The organism is Halomonas sp. (assembly GCF_034520545.1).
Lineage (GTDB): Bacteria > Pseudomonadota > Gammaproteobacteria > Pseudomonadales > Halomonadaceae > Halomonas.
In genome coordinates this window covers 785320-797262 of the sequence record NZ_JAXHNN010000010.1, presented here as the reverse complement: position 1 = coordinate 797262, position 11943 = coordinate 785320, and the positions used below count along the sequence as shown (strand labels likewise).

Here is an 11943-nt window from a genome sequence, read left to right as displayed (position 1 = left end):
CGCTTACGGCTTACGGCTTACGGCTTCGAGCTCAGAGGCCGGCGGTGTCGCGTATGAGCCGGAACAGCCGGCGGGCGTTGGTCGGGGGCTTGCCCTGCTCCCGCTCGTGGCGGGCATTGCGGATCAGCTGGCGCAGGGCCTGGCGGTCGACTTCGGGAAACTCGCTGACGAAGGCCTCCACGGCCTCGTCGCCCTCGGCGATCAGCCGGTCTCGCCAACCTTCCAGGCGGTGAAAGGCATGGTCACGACGCAGCGTCTCGTTGTCGATCTCGTCGAACACCGCCTGGATGCCATCGAGGTCCTCGCCGCGCATCAGCTTGCCGACGTACTGCATGTGGCGCCGGCGGGCCTCGCGGGCCTTGATGCGGCTCGTCTCCTTGATGGCACGCAGCAGGTCGTCGGAGAGCGGGAAACGGATGCGCTGGGCATCGCTCATGGCGATGATCTGCTCGCCGAGCTGCTGCAGGGCCTGCATCTCGCGCTTGAGCTGGGACTTGCTGGGCCGCTCGTCGGCCGGTGAGGAGAGTTCATCCTGGGTCATGCCGGTTCCACTTCAGTCGGGATCGAATTGCGCACCAGTATATCAGCCCGCAGCACGGGGCTGGACAATGCACCATCGATAGGGCCGGTCCAATGGCCGGCCGAGTGAGGAGAGACGTTCATGACACAGGCTTTCGATGCCGCCGCGCAGCAGACACTGCTGGAGAGTCGCGCCCGGATGGCCCTGGAGCTGGCCCGTCGGCTTGGTGCCGATGCCTGCGAGGTGGGGGCCAGCGTCGACCAGGGCGTCGGCGTCAGTGTTCGCGAGGGCGAGGTGGAAACGGTCGAGCTGTCCCGGGACCAGGGGATCGCCGTGACCGTCTATGTGGGGCAGCGCAAGGGCAGCGCCTCCTCCAGCGACGCCGGCGAGGCCTCGGTGCGTGCCGTGGTGGAGAAGGCCTTGGCGATCGCCCGCCATACCGGCGAGGATCCGGCCTCGGGCCTGGCCGATGCGCGACTCATGGCCACCGAGCTGCCGGATCTCGACGTCCACCATCCCTGGCCGCTTTCCATCGACGAGGCCACCGATCTGGCGCTGCGCTGCGAGTCGGCCGGTCGTGGCATGGCGGGCATCAAGAGCTCGGACGGCGCCAGCCTCTCCAGCGGTGAGGGCGTGCGCGTCTATGCCAACAGCCATGGCTTCCTGGGCAGCCAGTGCGGCAGCCGTCACTCGCTCTCCTGCATGCTGATTGCCGAGGATCAGAACGGCATGCAGCGCGACTACGACTACACCAGCGCCCGCGCACCCCACGACCTGGCGGCTGCCGAGGCGATAGGCGAGAGTGCCGCCCGCCGTACCCTGCAACGCCTCGGTGCCCGGCGCCCGGCCACCGGGCGGATGCCGGTGCTCTTCGATCCGACCCTCGCCAGCGGCCTGGTCGGCCACCTGATGGGGGCGATCGCCGGGGGGGCCCTCTATCGCCAGGCCTCCTTCCTCTGCGAACGACTGAACGACCCGCTCTTCCCCGCCTGGTTCAGCCTCGGCGAGCGCCCCATGGAGCTCGGCGCCATGGCAAGCTCACCGTTCGACGGCGACGGCGTGCAGACCCGTGACAATGTCTTCATTCGCGATGGCCGTCTCGCCAGCTACATGCTCTCGGCCTATAGCGCCCGGCGGCTGGGTCTCGAGACCACCGGCAATGCCGGGGGGGCGCGCAACCTGCGCCTTACGGCCCCCTTGGAGAGCCGCGAGGCGCTGCTCGCTCGCATGGGGCGTGGCGTTCTGGTCACCGAGCTGATGGGGCAGGGGGTCAACGGCGTGACAGGCGACTACTCTCGTGGTGCTGCCGGCTTCTGGGTCGAGGACGGCAAGATCCAGCACCCGGTGGAGGAGTTCACCATCGCCGGCAATCTGGAGACGATGTTCCAGGGCCTGGTCGGCGTCGGAGACGATACCGATACCCGCGGCAGCATCCATACCGGCAGCTGGCTGGTCGACGAGATGATGGTAGCAGGCGACTGACGGCGTTAGCCGTCTTCCTCGAAGCGTGCCTCGAAGAGCGCCTCGATGGCTTCCATCGCCGCTTCGGAGTCCTTGCCTTCGGTGCAGACCTCGAGCTCGGTGCCGCAGGGAGCGGCAAGGATCAGCAGCGACATGATATTGTCGGCGTCGGCCTGCTGCTCACCGCGGCATACAGTGACCTTGGCATCGTAAGGCTGGCAGCACTGCACCAGCTTGGTGGCGGCGCGGGCATGCAGGCCGCGCCGATTGTTCAGGGTCAGCTTGCGACTCGGCACGCTTCAGGTTCCTTCCTGCGCGGGTTTGTTCCCGGCCAGTTCCTGGCCGTCGGGTAGAGTGAGCTGCACCCCCAGTTCACGATGGCGCAGTCGCACGGCGTCATGACGGCTCGCCAGCTGGTCGGCCAGACGCGTGGCCAGGTAGACCGAGCGGTGCTGGCCGCCGGTGCAGCCGATGGCCACGGTCAGGTAGCTACGCTGACTGGCCTGGTAGTGTGGTAGCCAACGTTCCACCCAGGCGAGAATGTCGTCGAGCATCTCGCCGACGATCGGATAGCCGGCGAGGAAGGCGATGATGCTGGGGTCGCGCCCCGTGGCATCGCGCAGCGCCGGATCCCAGTAGGGATTGGGCAGGCAGCGGGCATCGAAGACGATGTCAGCGTCGAGTGGCACCCCGCGTTTGAAGCCGAAGGACTCCACAGTAAGGGTCATCCGCTCGGCTCGGTGGCCTGCGACCTGGTCGGTGATGCGTCCCCGGAGCTCGTGTACCGAGAGACGCGTGGTGTCGATCACCAGGTCTGCGAGGTCGCGGATTTCAGAGAGCGACTGTTCCTCGGTATCGATCGCCTCGGCGAGCGTCATGTCGCTACCGCGCGTCAGGGGATGTCGGCGACGGGTCTGGGAGTAGCGTTCCAGAAGAACGCGTGCGTCGGTGGTCAGATAGACCACCTGATAGTCGACCTGGCGGTCACGCAATTCTTCGAGCAGTTCGGGAAAGCGTTCCAGGGCCTCGGGCAAATTGCGAGCATCGATGCTGACGGCGATCGAAGAGCGTAGAGAGTGGTCTTCCTGGAGCTCATCGACGAGTGGACCGAGCAGCATTGCCGGAAGGTTGTCGATGGCGTAAAAGCCCAGGTCTTCCAGCGCCTGCAGCGCGATCGACTTGCCGGAGCCGGACCGACCACTAATGATCACAAGCTGCATGCGGGTCTCCTGGTCATGGGGCGGCCGGGCAGGCCCGAGAATGAAGGCGTCAGCCTCCCTGGCTGCCGGCCGAGGACTGTCGTCGGATCGCTTCCATGAGATACTCATGAAGTTCGCGCTGGCTAGTGCTGTGGCGCAGCTTGGTCCGCGTGTCGGCATCGTTCATCACGCCGGCTACCTGGCCGAGCAGGGCCAAGTGGGCCTCGTCGGCTTCCTCCGGCACCAGCAGCATGAAGACCAGATCGACCGGCTCCCCATCGATGGCGTCGAAGTCCACCGGCTCAGTCAGCTTCAGAAAGCCGGCGATGGGAGCCTTGCAGTGGGGGTTGCGGGCATGGGGAATGGCGACCCCGTTGCCGATGCCGGTACTGCCCAGCCTCTCGCGTCCGATCAGTCGGCTGAAGACCTCTTGACTGTCGAGGCTGGGCGTATTCTGGGCGATGAAGGTGCTGAAGAACTCCAGCACCCGCTTCTTGCTTCCCCCGGGCACATCGAAGAGGGTGCGCTCGGGGGGCAGGATGGCGTCCAGTGTCATGATAGATCAGCGGGCGCCGGCGCCCTGGGCGCGGGCCTGGGCCTTTTCCTTGTGCTTGACCAGTTGACGGTCGATCTTGTCGGCCAGGGCATCGATGGCAGCGTACATGTCGTTTTCCATGGCTTCGGCATGGAGGTCGGCACCGGCAGCATGCAGGGTGCAGGCCGCCTGCTGGCGCTCTTTCTCAACCGAGAGGGTGACCTGTACAGTGGTTATGTTGTCGTAGTGGCGTTCCACGCGGGCGAGCTTTTCTTGCACATAGTCACGCAGGGCGTCGGTCAGTTCCACATGATGGCCGGTGATGTTGACTTGCATGGCACGCTCCTTGCTCTTTCGGGTTATGCCTCGATTGTAACCCTTTTTGCTGTCCTGCATACCCCTTCGGCCCAGGGGATTCGAGATGAGCACGATCAGCGTCTTTTCAATCGCTTGCGTCGACACGAAAGGGGCGGTTCAGAGGCTGAAGAGGCGCCTGTGGGGCGCATTCAACGTAGCTTCTTGCGCTCGCTGGAGGACGGGATGCCCATGGCTTCGCGGTACTTTGCGACCGTGCGTCGCGCGACGCTGATGCCTGTCTCGCCGAGCAGGGTAACCAGCTTGCTGTCGGAGAGGGGCTTGCGAGGCGACTCGTCCTGGATCAGCTTGCGGATGCGCGCCCGGATGGCGGTGCTGGAGTGGGCATCCCTCTCGCCACTGCCGCCTCCGACCTGGCTGGAGAAGAAGTACTTGAGCTCGAACATGCCGCGCGGGGTGTGGATGAATTTCTGGGTGGTGACCCGCGAGATGGTCGACTCGTGCAACTTCACGACCTGGGCGATATCGGCCAGGATCAGGGGTTTCATTGCTTCCTCGCCGTGTTTCAGGAAATCGAGCTGACGCAACATGATCTCGCGGCCCACCCTCAGCAGGGTGTCGTTGCGGCTCGACAGGCTCTTCATCAGCCAGCGCGCTTCCTGTAGGTGATCCTTGAGAAACTGGTTGTCCTCGCTCTTGTCCGCCCGCCGGATCAGGGCGGCATAGTCGGGCTGGATGCGCAGCCGCGGCATGGCATCCGGGTTGAGTTCCACCTGCCAGCCGTCGCGGGTGTGACGGGCGACGAGGTCGGGAATGACATAGGCACTATCGCCGTCGGTGAAGGCACTGCCGGGGCGTGGATCCAGCGAGCGCACTACCTCGATTACCGTGTCCAGGGCATCGTCGTCGAGGCCGAGCCGGCGCTTGAGCAGGCGGCGGTCGTCGCCGGCGAGCGCCTCGAGGAACTGGCGGACCAGGCGCCGGGCCTGGGGGAGCAGCGGGGTGTCATCGGGCAGGGTAGCCAGCTGCAGCATCAGGCATTCGCGCAGGTCGCGGGCGAAGACCCCCGTAGGCTCGAACTGCTGCAGGCGCAACAGAACCTGCTCGACGTCGCGGGTCTTGAGGCCCTCGAGGCCCTGGACCCTGAGACCGACACGGATCTCCTCCAGGGGCTGGATCAGGTAGCCGTCGCCATTGATGCTATCTATCAGGTTCTCGGCGATATGTAGCTGGCGTTCGTCCAGGTCGGTCATGGCCAGCTGCCAGGCCAGGTGGCTCTGGAGACTCTGGCCCGCTGCCTGGCGCTCGAAGTCGGGGCCTTCGCCACTGCCGCCGGTGGCCGTCGCACCCAGGTCCTGATAGGTGTCGGACCAGTCGCTGTCGGTGCTGAGTTCTTCGGGGATCTCGCTGGGCCACTCTTCTTCGGCGGCCTCGCTGACCGCCTGTTCCCCGAAGTCATCTTCGATCTCGAGCATGGGGTTGGATTCAAGCGCCTGCTGGATCTCCTGGTGAAGGTCCAGGGTCGAAAGCTGCAGCAGCGCAATGGCCTGCTGAAGCTGGGGCGTCATGGTCAGCTGGGTACCGACGCGCAGTTGCAGGGACGCCTTCATGGCCATGGGAGGTGGGCCCTCGACTTGCCGAAAACCTAGACCCTAGCCGTTGGTCGAGGGAGCTTGCAAGCGAAAACTTAGCAATAACCATGCCATGCGCAATCTTCATGCCGTTATGGAATAGCGACATATTTTTCAAATAATTGTGTTCAGAGGCGGAAGTCTTCACCCAGATAGACCTCGCGGACGCGCTGGTCGGCAAGGATCGCTTCGGCATCGCCTTCGGCGATGATGCGACCGTCACCGACGATGTAGGCGGTGTCGCAGATGTCGAGTGTGTCGCGGACATTGTGGTCGGTGATCAGCACCCCGATGTCACGGGCCTTCAATTGGCGAATGATGCCCTTGATCTCGCCTACCGAGATGGGGTCGACCCCGGCGAAGGGCTCGTCGAGCAGGATAAAGGCGGGCTCGGTGGCCAGCGCCCGGGCGATCTCCACCCGGCGGCGTTCCCCTCCGGAGAGGCTCATGCCGAGGTTGTCGCGGATATGCGCCACATGGAAGTCTTCGAGCAGTTTCTCGAGTCGAGCTCGGCGCCCGATGCGATCGAGATCCTTGCGGGTCTCGAGAATCGCCATGATGTTGTCGGCGACCGACAGCTTGCGAAAGATCGATGCTTCCTGAGGCAGGTAGCCGATACCGGCCCGTGCTCGCTCGTGCATGGCCGCCGAGGAGAGGTCGAGGTCGTCGATGGTCACCGAGCCGGCATCGGCGCGCACCAGTCCGACGATCATGTAGAACGAGGTGGTCTTGCCAGCCCCGTTGGGACCGAGCAGGCCGACGATCCGCCCCTGCCGGATGGAGAGACTGATGTCCTGTACCACCCGGCGTCGCTTGTAGCTCTTGGCGAGATGGAGGGCGCTCAGGGTCTTCATCACTGGCCTTTCTGCTGTTCGGGCTCGAGGGTCATGCGCACACGTTGGCGACCTTCGACGCCCTCGGCATCGGCACGGGCCTGGACCACGCGACGATCGAGGAAGTATTCCAGGTAGCCACCGTCGAAGGTATCACCACCCTGGTGAAGCTCGGCTCGGTCGATCAGCTCGATGCGGCGCTCGGCGACATGATAGACGATGGTGCGTCCCCAGCCGCGTACTACGGGTTCGTCCGGGGCGGGCTTTTGCTCGATGTAGGCACGCTCGCCGGAGGCGGTAGCGCGGCTCAGCAGACCCTGGTCGTTGCGCTGGATTTCCACTCGGTCGCCGGTCAATTGCATGCTTCCCTGGCGGATATCCACGTCGCCGGCGTAGACGGCGGTTCCGGCGCGATTATCGAGGTCGAGGCGATCGGCCTCCACCTCGATCGGGGCGCTGGCATCACCCTCGAGGGCCAGGGTTGAGGCGCTGCCCAGCAGCAGGCCGATGATCCCGAGGGTCAGCAGGGGGACGAAAGAAAATCGCTTCATGACTCGGGGTCCTCGCGGGTGTCGGGCGGATGGTGGCCGCGCACATTGTCGGTCAGCCGGGCGCGGTTGTCATGGATCCAGGCGTCGAAACGCTCGCCACTCATCCGCTGGGGCGGCTGGCGCAGCAGAGCCGGGGTGTCGCTCCAGGCATGACCAGTCTCAGCATCGAAGTGGAGTACCTCGGTGTCGAGCTGCCAGCGCTCGGCGGGAGCCAGGAGCCGTGCATCGCCGGAGAGAGTCAGCGGGTTGCCGCCCGTCCCGAGGGTGCCCCGCTCACCGCTGGCAAGCCAGAACCTCCCTGAGTCGTCCAGCAGCCGTCCCTTGGGGCGCTCAAGACGGGTGATGTCGTCATGCGGGGTATGGGTCAGGCGCGGGGTGTCGAGCCGCTGATGAGCGCGCCCTTGGGCATCGAAACGGGTCAATCGGGCGTCTTCGAGATAGTAATCCGGCTCCCCGGCTTCGCCCCCCGGCACCGGGCCGAGGGGCGGGTCCTCGCGCAGGTCGAGCATCGTTAGTCCGCCGCCTAAAGCGAGCAGTAGCAGCAACAGGCCGGTGCGAAAGCCTGGACGCGGCAGGCGCATAAATCAGCTCGTGCCGTGCAGGTAGGTATCGAGCACGGCATCCCAGTGCCCCTGGGCCTGGAGCAGCGTGTCGCAGATCTCGCGGACGGCGCCATGGCCGCCAACGGCCTCGGTAACCCAGTCCGCTTGCTGGCGGATATAGGCCGGTGCACCGGGCACGCTGATGCCGACTCCGGCGCGTCGGATGGCGGCTACATCGGGCATGTCGTCACCGCAGTAGGCGACTTGCTCAAGGTCAAGGCCCAGGCGGCTGCAGAGTTCACGCAGCACGGTGAGCTTCTTCTCGGCCCCCTGAAAGACATGCTTGACACCCAGTGCAGCGGCGCGCTGGCTGACCATCGGTGAATCGCGGCCGGTGATAAGGGCCACCACGATGCCGGCTCGCTGCGCCATTTTGATGCCATGGCCATCAAGAGTATGAAAGGCCTTGATCTCGACGCCATCGGCCTGGAAATAAAGACGGCCATCGGTGAGTACGCCGTCCACGTCCATGGCGAGCAGGCGTACGTGGCGCAGGCGGTCGACGAGTTGGCTGTCGAACAGGGAGGAATCGAGGCTCATGGTATCTCCAGCAGTCTGGGGCTTGGGGTGGCGAAGGGCGTCAGATGACGCCGCTGGCGAGCAGGTCATGCATGTGCAGGGCGCCAATTGGGTGGCCGTCGGCATCGACCACGGCCAGTGCCGAGATGCGATTGTCCTCCATGATGCGCACGGCCTCAGCGGCCAGGGTATCGGGGGCGACGCGCTTGCCCGGGCGAGTCATGACATCGTCGACGAGAAGACCGGAGAGGTCGCTGTGCTGGTCCAGGGTGCGACGCAAGTCGCCGTCGGTATAGACTCCGACCATATAATTCTCGGTATCGACCACGCAGGTGAAGCCCAGCCCCTGGCGAGTGATCTCCAGCAGGGCATCGCGCAGCGGGCTGCCCAGGGCGACCCTGGGCAGCCGACGGCCCTGGTGCATCAGGTCGGAGACTCGCAGGAGCAGGCGCTTGCCGAGGCTACCGCCGGGATGGGAGAGGGCGAAGTCCTCGGCGGTGAAGCCACGGGACTCAAGCAGCGCAACCGCCAGGGCATCGCCGAGCGCCAGGGCGGCGGTGGTGGACGAGGTAGGCGCCAGATCCAGCGGGCAGGCCTCACGCTCGACGCCGGCATCCAGGTGGGCTTCGGCATGCCGGGCCAGGGTCGAGCCCGGTCGACCGGTCATGCTGATCAGGGGCGCGCCCATGCGCTTGAGCAGCGGCAGCAGGGCGGTGACCTCGGCGGTCTCGCCGGAATTGGATAGGGCCAGGACCACATCGCCGGGGGTGATCATGCCCAGATCACCATGGCTGGCTTCACCGGGATGCACGAAGAAGGACGGGGTGCCGGTGCTGGCCAGGGTGGCGGCGATCTTGCCGGCGACATGGCCCGACTTGCCCATGCCGGTAACCACCACGCGTCCGCGACAGGCCAGAATAAGCTCGCAGGCGCGGTCGAAGGCATCGTCCAGGCGTCCAGCCAGGGCGGCGATGGCCTGCTGTTCCAGTTCCAGGGTGCGACGGGCACTATCACGTAGAAGGGACGTGCCGGCAGCGGTGGTGGCGTCGTTAGTCATGGCGGTGATTGTTGCCCGTTGTGGGGTTTCACTCAAGGGCTCAGGTGACGGTGGAGAGGCCCGAACTGCCGAGCCAAGTCAGGTAGCCGACATAGCTCAGAACCAGCAGACCCCCGGGCAGCCGCCCCAGGTGACCGCGGCGGTTCCACAGCAGCAGTGCCCCCAAGGCGAGCGTCAGGACCAGCATCACCGGGTAGTCGCGACCGGCGGCGTCCGGATTCGTGGCCCCCGGGGCGAGCAGGGCCGGCACCGGGAGTACGGTCAGCATGTTGAAGAGATTGGAGCCGATGACGTTGCCGATGGCCAGGTCGTGGTGGCGCTTGAGGGCACTGGCCAAGCAGGCTGCCAGCTCCGGCAGGCTGGTGCCGATGGCCACCACGGTCAGGCCGATGACCAGTTCGCTGATGCCGAGCCCCCGGGCCAGTTCGCTGGCGCCCCATACAAGGGCGCGGGAGCTGGCCACCATGATCACCAGGGTAACGGTCAGCCAGGCCAGGGCCTTGCCGAGTGCCATCTCGGGGATCTCGCCCACCACCTCGTCATTCGGGGTGTCGGCGCGGAACAGCCACCACAGACTGAATACCAGCAACATCAGCAGCAGCAGGCCATCGAGGCGGTCGAGGTGGCCATTGGCCAGGGTATAGCCGGCCAGGCCGGTGGCGCCAAGCAGTAGTGGCAGTTCGCGGCGTACGATGGAGAAGCGCACGGGGATTGGCACCACCAGGGCGGTCACACCCAGCACCAGGGCAATATTGGCGATGTTGGAGCCCAGCGCATTGCCGATGGCCAGGTCGGGCACCTCGTCCAGGGAAGCCATCACCGAGACCACGATCTCCGGTGCCGAGGTGCCCAGCGAGACGACGGTCATCCCCACCAGCAGGGTGCTCATGCCGGCGCGCCAGGCAGTGGACGCAGCCGCCCCGACGAAACGGTCGGCGCTCCACAGCAGCCCGACGAAGCCGAGCATGACGATCAGCAGGGGAAGGAGCATGGCAATGTCCGAGACGGTGATTGGAGGGCGCACATTGAACATGCCCGACCCGAGTGGTGCAAGACACCAGAGCGCTGGCGCACCAGGTCATGGTTAGGATACGATGTTCGATAATATTCTCGAAGATGGTGAAGCGATGATGGACTCCCCCTTCGTGGAAGTGGAGAGCCTGTACTTCTCGCGTGGTGAGATGGAAATCTTCCGCGGCGTCGATCTGGTGATCCCGCGCGGTAGGATCACGGCCATCATGGGCCCCAGCGGTACCGGCAAGACCACTCTTCTCAAGATGATTGGTGGACAGTTGATCCCCGATGCCGGGCGGGTATGCATCGATGGTCAGGACGTCCATGCGCTGTCGCGCAAGGCGCTGTTCGTGTTGCGTCGGCGCATGGGAATGCTGTTTCAGAGCGGGGCGTTGTTCTCGGACCTTGATGTCTTCGAGAACGTGGCCTTCCCGCTGCGGGTGCATACTGATCTGCCTGAGGCGATGATCCGTGATGTAGTGCTGATGAAGCTGCAGGCCGTCGGTCTGCGCGGTGCCAGGGAACTTGCGCCCTCGGAGCTCTCAGGTGGCATGGCGCGCCGGGTAGCGCTGGCGCGGGCCATCGCCCTGGACCCGGAGTTGATCCTCTACGATGAGCCCTTCGCCGGCCAGGATCCCATCTCCATGGGTGTGTTGGTGCAACTGGTCAAGCGTCTCAACGAGGCGCTGGGTCTGACGGCGGTAGTGGTCTCCCACGACATCAAGGAGACGCTATCCATCGCCGACTATGTCTACGTGATCGCCGATGGCCAGGTGATGGCCCATGGCACACCGGCTAGCCTCGATGCGGACCTCGATCCGCGGGTCAGCCAGTTCATGCATGGCGAGCCCGACGGCCCGGTCCCCTTCCACTATCCGGCGATGGACTTCCATGCCGATATCTTGGGTAGCGGGGGACCGCGATGATCGACCGAATTCGACATCTTGGGCGGCGTGGCTGCGAGCTGCTGGAATCACTGGGCCGGGCGGGGATCTTCCTAGGCCAGTCGGCGCTGGGGGTGCCTTCCCGCGAAGGCCTCTATCTCTGGGTGCGGCAGATGCACTTCGTTGGCGTGATGTCGCTGGCCATCGTGCTGGTCTCGGGGCTGTTCATCGGCATGGTGATAGCCCTTCAGGGCTACACTATCCTGGTCGATTTCGGGGCCGAGCAGGCGTTGGGGCAGATGGTGGCGCTTTCCCTGTTGCGCGAGCTTGGGCCGGTGGTGGCGGCGCTGCTGTTCGCCGGCCGTGCCGGCTCCGCCCTGACGGCCGAGATCGGCCTGATGAAGGCCACCGAGCAGCTGACCAGCATGGAAATGATCGGGGTCGATCCGCTGCGTCGTGTGGTTGCGCCGCGACTCTGGGCCGGTTTCGTGGCCCTGCCGTTACTGACCATCGGTTTCAGCGTGGTGGGTGTATGGGGCGGTCAGCTGGTCGGCGTCGAGTGGCTCGGTGTCTTCGAAGGCTCTTACTGGGGCAATATGCAGGCCAGCGTCGGGTTCATCGATGACGTCGGCAACGGCCTGATCAAGAGCCTGGTGTTCGCCCTGGTGGTGACCTGGATCGCGGTATACCAGGGCTATGACCTGATTCCCACCTCGGAGGGCATCTCGCGTGCCACCACCCGTACGGTGGTCTATTCCTCTCTGGCGGTGCTGGGCCTGGATTTCGTGCTCACCGCCTTGATGTTCGGTGGGCTTTCCTGAT

At 65.2% G+C, this 11943-nt stretch carries 15 protein-coding genes; 3 read left to right on the top strand and 12 right to left on the bottom strand.

Annotated features, from left to right (window positions below; genetic code table 11):
• Window positions 1–31 precede the first annotated feature (31 nt).
• Window positions 32–541, bottom strand: a complete 510-nt coding sequence (gene yjgA, locus U5L98_RS12425; RefSeq protein ID WP_322558598.1) for a ribosome biogenesis factor YjgA — start codon at window positions 539–541, stop codon at window positions 32–34.
• A 120-nt stretch (window positions 542–661) separates the two neighbouring features.
• On the opposite strand from yjgA, the gene pmbA reads away from it, so the two are divergent.
• On the top strand, window positions 662–2002 hold the full coding sequence (gene pmbA / locus U5L98_RS12420; protein WP_322558597.1) for a metalloprotease PmbA: 1341 nt from the start codon (window positions 662–664) through the stop codon (window positions 2000–2002).
• 5 nt (window positions 2003–2007) lie between these two features.
• Here the strand turns inward: pmbA and U5L98_RS12415 are convergent, their stop codons facing one another.
• From U5L98_RS12415 to U5L98_RS12365, 11 genes are all read right to left on the bottom strand, one after another.
• Window positions 2008–2277 (bottom strand): HPr family phosphocarrier protein, encoded by a 270-nt coding sequence (locus tag U5L98_RS12415; RefSeq protein ID WP_322558596.1) that lies wholly within the window; start codon window positions 2275–2277, stop codon window positions 2008–2010.
• A gap of 3 nt (window positions 2278–2280) precedes the next feature.
• Window positions 2281–3201 carry an RNase adapter RapZ gene (gene rapZ / locus U5L98_RS12410; RefSeq protein WP_322558595.1) on the bottom strand — a complete coding sequence of 307 codons (921 nt, stop codon included), beginning with the start codon at window positions 3199–3201 and terminating at the stop codon, window positions 2281–2283.
• A gap of 49 nt (window positions 3202–3250) precedes the next feature.
• Complete coding sequence (gene ptsN / locus U5L98_RS12405; RefSeq protein WP_322558594.1) at window positions 3251–3736, bottom strand: PTS IIA-like nitrogen regulatory protein PtsN; 486 nt, start codon at window positions 3734–3736, stop codon at window positions 3251–3253.
• A 6-nt stretch (window positions 3737–3742) separates the two neighbouring features.
• Window positions 3743–4051 (bottom strand): ribosome hibernation-promoting factor, HPF/YfiA family, encoded by a 309-nt coding sequence (hpf, locus tag U5L98_RS12400; RefSeq protein WP_322558593.1) that lies wholly within the window; start codon window positions 4049–4051, stop codon window positions 3743–3745.
• Between the two features lie 170 nt (window positions 4052–4221).
• Window positions 4222–5646, bottom strand: a complete 1425-nt coding sequence (locus tag U5L98_RS12395) for an RNA polymerase factor sigma-54 (RefSeq protein WP_322558592.1) — start codon at window positions 5644–5646, stop codon at window positions 4222–4224.
• Between the two features lie 143 nt (window positions 5647–5789).
• Window positions 5790–6515, bottom strand: a complete 726-nt coding sequence (gene lptB, locus U5L98_RS12390) for an LPS export ABC transporter ATP-binding protein (RefSeq protein ID WP_322558591.1) — start codon at window positions 6513–6515, stop codon at window positions 5790–5792.
• On the bottom strand, window positions 6515–7045 hold the full coding sequence (gene lptA, locus U5L98_RS12385; RefSeq protein WP_322558590.1) for a lipopolysaccharide transport periplasmic protein LptA: 531 nt from the start codon (window positions 7043–7045) through the stop codon (window positions 6515–6517). The genes lptB and lptA overlap by 1 nt, the downstream gene beginning before the upstream one ends.
• A complete protein-coding gene (lptC, locus tag U5L98_RS12380) occupies window positions 7042–7626 on the bottom strand; it encodes an LPS export ABC transporter periplasmic protein LptC (protein WP_322558589.1) in 585 nt (194 codons plus the stop codon). The genes lptA and lptC overlap by 4 nt, the downstream gene beginning before the upstream one ends.
• Window positions 7627–7629: 3 nt before the next feature.
• Window positions 7630–8187, bottom strand: a complete 558-nt coding sequence (locus U5L98_RS12375) for a KdsC family phosphatase (RefSeq protein WP_322558588.1) — start codon at window positions 8185–8187, stop codon at window positions 7630–7632.
• A 40-nt stretch (window positions 8188–8227) separates the two neighbouring features.
• Window positions 8228–9223: a KpsF/GutQ family sugar-phosphate isomerase gene (locus tag U5L98_RS12370; protein ID WP_322558587.1), complete on the bottom strand. Its 996-nt coding sequence runs from the start codon at window positions 9221–9223 to the stop codon at window positions 8228–8230.
• 40 nt (window positions 9224–9263) lie between these two features.
• Window positions 9264–10214, bottom strand: coding sequence for a calcium/sodium antiporter (locus U5L98_RS12365; protein WP_322558586.1), 951 nt, complete (start codon window positions 10212–10214; stop codon window positions 9264–9266).
• A gap of 136 nt (window positions 10215–10350) precedes the next feature.
• On the opposite strand from U5L98_RS12365, the gene U5L98_RS12360 reads away from it, so the two are divergent.
• Window positions 10351–11163, top strand: a complete 813-nt coding sequence (locus U5L98_RS12360) for an ABC transporter ATP-binding protein (RefSeq protein ID WP_322558961.1) — start codon at window positions 10351–10353, stop codon at window positions 11161–11163.
• Window positions 11160–11942 (top strand): lipid asymmetry maintenance ABC transporter permease subunit MlaE, encoded by a 783-nt coding sequence (mlaE, locus tag U5L98_RS12355; protein WP_322558585.1) that lies wholly within the window; start codon window positions 11160–11162, stop codon window positions 11940–11942. Before U5L98_RS12360 ends, mlaE begins: the two co-directional genes overlap by 4 nt.
• Window position 11943 lies beyond the last annotated feature (1 nt).

Coding starts and splice junctions, on each gene's coding strand:
- yjgA (WP_322558598.1), bottom strand. CDS start 541: ATGACCCAGGATGAACTCTCCTCACCGGCCGACGAGCGGCCCAGCAAG.
- pmbA (WP_322558597.1), top strand. CDS start 662: ATGACACAGGCTTTCGATGCCGCCGCGCAGCAGACACTGCTGGAGAGT.
- rapZ (WP_322558595.1), bottom strand. CDS start 3,201: ATGCAGCTTGTGATCATTAGTGGTCGGTCCGGCTCCGGCAAGTCGATC.
- ptsN (WP_322558594.1), bottom strand. CDS start 3,736: ATGACACTGGACGCCATCCTGCCCCCCGAGCGCACCCTCTTCGATGTG.
- hpf (WP_322558593.1), bottom strand. CDS start 4,051: ATGCAAGTCAACATCACCGGCCATCATGTGGAACTGACCGACGCCCTG.
- U5L98_RS12395 (WP_322558592.1), bottom strand. CDS start 5,646: ATGGCCATGAAGGCGTCCCTGCAACTGCGCGTCGGTACCCAGCTGACC.
- lptB (WP_322558591.1), bottom strand. CDS start 6,515: ATGAAGACCCTGAGCGCCCTCCATCTCGCCAAGAGCTACAAGCGACGC.
- lptA (WP_322558590.1), bottom strand. CDS start 7,045: ATGAAGCGATTTTCTTTCGTCCCCCTGCTGACCCTCGGGATCATCGGC.
- lptC (WP_322558589.1), bottom strand. CDS start 7,626: ATGCGCCTGCCGCGTCCAGGCTTTCGCACCGGCCTGTTGCTGCTACTG.
- U5L98_RS12375 (WP_322558588.1), bottom strand. CDS start 8,187: ATGAGCCTCGATTCCTCCCTGTTCGACAGCCAACTCGTCGACCGCCTG.
- U5L98_RS12370 (WP_322558587.1), bottom strand. CDS start 9,223: ATGACTAACGACGCCACCACCGCTGCCGGCACGTCCCTTCTACGTGAT.
- U5L98_RS12365 (WP_322558586.1), bottom strand. CDS start 10,214: ATGCTCCTTCCCCTGCTGATCGTCATGCTCGGCTTCGTCGGGCTGCTG.
- U5L98_RS12360 (WP_322558961.1), top strand. CDS start 10,351: ATGATGGACTCCCCCTTCGTGGAAGTGGAGAGCCTGTACTTCTCGCGT.
- mlaE (WP_322558585.1), top strand. CDS start 11,160: ATGATCGACCGAATTCGACATCTTGGGCGGCGTGGCTGCGAGCTGCTG.